This is a genomic window from Ramlibacter sp. (assembly GCF_035706265.1).
GTDB lineage: Bacteria > Pseudomonadota > Gammaproteobacteria > Burkholderiales > Burkholderiaceae_C > Ramlibacter.
Map to the genome: position 1 here is coordinate 1 of NZ_DASSVG010000303.1, position 2,883 is coordinate 2,883.

The window sequence follows — 2,883 nt, forward strand, 5'->3', positions numbered from 1 at the left end:
TGCCTTCGGCGCGCGTGGTGTCGGCGCCGCGTTGCGCGCCGACCAGCCGGTTCTGCTCGGCGAGGTTGCCGTGGGCGTTGCGGGCGAACGCCGGCAGCATGGAAGTGACCTTGGCCGGCACCGGGCAGTCGCGCATGCAGGCCTTGGCCAGCACGTCGGGCCGGGCGGCGCCGCCCAGTTCCCTGCCGGGCCACAGCGCATGGGCCGTGGTGAGCCCGTTGCGATTGGGCAGGCGCTGCTGCACCTGGGCGATGTTGCGGTCGCTCAGCTCGAAGTCGTCCGGCACGATGCGGCCCAGGTTCAGCAGGTAGGCCGTGACCGCGTACACCTCGTCGGCGGACAGCGACTTCGGCTGGTTCCACGGCATGGCGCGGTTGATGTAGTCCCACAGCGTGGAGACGCTCGCCACCTTCATCAGCGTGGTGCGGGCGGGATAGTCGGTGCGCCGCAGGTTGGCCACGCGGCCGGTGCGGATGTCTTCGTCGGTCGTGCCGCCCACCAGCGGGTTGAACACCTCGTTGGATTCGCCGAACACGCCGTGGCAGCTGGCGCAGCGCGCCTCCCACACCTCCTGCCCCCGGGCCACCGTCCCGGCGCCCTTGGGCAGGCCCTTGAAGTCGGGCCGCACGTCGATGTCCCAGGCCGCCACTTCCGCTTTCGTCGCGTCGCGACCGATGCCGGGGAAGTCGCCCGCGCGCGCCGGCCCTTGCGCCAGCAGGACCAGCGCGCCGGCCGCGATCAGGGCGGCCAGCGCCCTACGAGACCTGGACATTCTTGACCTCGCCGCTTTCCTGCACCAGCCAGGACTGGATCGCGTTGTTGTGGTAGATCGAGCGCGTGCCGCGCACCGCGCGCAACTGCCGCGAGCTGGGTTGCACGTAGCCCGTTTCGTCGGTGGCGCGGCTCTGCACGATCGTCGGCTTGCCGTCCCAGACCCAGTCGATGTTGAAGCGCGTGAGGCACTTGCTCAGGACCGGCGTCTCCAGCCGCGCCTGGCGCCAGTTGCGCCCGCCGTCCACCGACACGTCGACGCGCTTGACCTTGCCGCGGCCGGACCAGGCCAGGCCGGTGATGTTGTAGAAACCCTTGTCCAGCAGCACCTGGCCGCCGGAAGGCGTGGTGATCACGCTCTTGCACTCCTGGATGCTGGTGTACTGGCGGTGCTGGCCGTCGGGCATCAGGTCCACGTAGTGCACCGTCTCGTCCTTGGTGCCATAGGGCTGGTCGCCCACCTCGATGCGGCGCAGGTACTTCACCCAGCTCACGCCCTGCACGCCCGGCACCACCAGCCGCAGCGGATAGCCGTTCTCGGGCCGCAGCATCTCGCCGTTCTGGCCGAAGGCGACCAGCACTTCGCCCGATTCGACCAGGCTCATGGGGATGGTGCGCGTCATGGAGGAGCCGTCGGCGCCCTCGGCCAGCAGGAAGCGGCCCTTCTTGAAATCGGCGCCGGCCAGCTGCAGCAGCGTGATCAGCGGCACGCCCGTGAACTCGCTGCAGGAGAGCATGCCGTGCGTGTACTGGCAGGTCGGCACGGCCACGTTGCCCCACTCCATGCCGGTGTTGGCGCCGCACTCGATGAAATGGAAGCGCGACACCGAGGGCAGCCGCATGATCTCGTCGAGCGTGAACACCTTGGCGGCCTTCACCAGGCCGTTGACCATGAGGCGGTGCCCGCGCGGATCGACGTCCCACCAGCCCTGGTGGTGGCGCTCGAAATGCAGGCCGCTGGGCGTGACGATGCCGAACAGCGACTGCAGCGGAGCGAAGGAGACGGAAGCCTGCGCGGTCTGCGTCAGCCCGGGGCTCTGGCGGCGCTGCACGTTGCGCTCGTACTTCGAGGGCTTGCCGTAGCCGTCGGTGACGACGGGCTGGCCGAGGCCGCGCGAATGCTCCGGCAGCTCCAGGATGGCCGGGTCGCCGTCGGCCGGCGCGCTCGCGGCAGCTGCGACACCGGCGCTCGCCGCCGCGACCCCAGCCGCCGCGGCGGCGAAGGCGCCGCGCAGGAAGTCGCGCCGGCCTTCCTTCGCCTGCGCGAACACCTCGCGCACGCCGGCAGGGTCGATGAAGTTCTCCGGCGCCTTGCGCAGGCGGCCGGATGCTCGGTTCGAAATCAAAAGGGGACTCCTCTCCTCCGTGCGGCGCCGTTGCTGGATCGCCGTCAACTAATATAAGCGTACACTGATTTTGTTGACGTACCGCAGCGATCGTCGCTTTTCCGATCGGGACAAACCCGGATCGACACTACTTCTGCTGCCGCTCCATCAGCAGGTAGGTGTTGTAGGCATTCATGCGATTGGCCGCCTTGAACAGCGGCAGGTGCTCGAAGCGCGACCAGTCGGTGCGCGCATACGCCTCGTCGAAGGGATCCATGTCGCGCGCGGCGGCGCCCATGGTTTCGCGGAGGTAGGCCAGGTAGTCGCGCGTGAGCTGCAGGTCCGCGCGCGCCGAGTCGGAGCGCGGCCCGTGCCCGGGCAGCACCGCGTCGGCATCGAAGCGCAGCAACAGGTCGAGCGAGGCGATCCAGTGCCGGCTGTCGGCCTGGCCGACGAAGGGCACGCGGCCGCGGAACACGATATCGCCGGCGAACAGCACCCGCTCGCCGGGCAGGTACACCACCAGGTCTTCCGGCGTGTGCGCGGGACCGACCGGCTGCAACTGCAAGCGCGTTCCGCCCAGATCCAGCTCGCGCGCGTCATCGATCCATTCGTCCGGCGTCACCAGCTGCGTCTGCGCGTCGATCCAGGGTGCCAGGTCGACGCGCGAGGCCGCGAGCCGCGCCGCTGCGGTCTCCGAGTGCAGGTACTCCAGCACGCCGCGCTGCGCCAGGATGCGCGCGCCGCGGCGGCGGAACTCCTGCAGGCCGTAGACGTGGTCGGCGTG

3 protein-coding genes are annotated in these 2,883 nt (G+C 69.8%); all 3 read right to left on the reverse strand.

The window, feature by feature from the left end; genetic code table 11:
- A partial coding sequence (locus VFM98_RS11090) for a cytochrome c (RefSeq protein WP_325109980.1) occupies positions 1-772 on the reverse strand: 772 nt, incomplete at its 3' end.
- Positions 756-2,114 carry a sulfite dehydrogenase gene (gene soxC, locus VFM98_RS11095; protein ID WP_325109982.1) on the reverse strand — a complete coding sequence of 453 codons (1,359 nt, stop codon included), beginning with the start codon at positions 2,112-2,114 and terminating at the stop codon, positions 756-758. The genes VFM98_RS11090 and soxC, both read right to left, overlap by 17 nt.
- A gap of 130 nt (positions 2,115-2,244) precedes the next feature.
- Positions 2,245-2,883: MBL fold metallo-hydrolase (locus tag VFM98_RS11100; RefSeq protein WP_325109981.1), on the reverse strand; the 639-nt coding region annotated here is incomplete at its 5' end.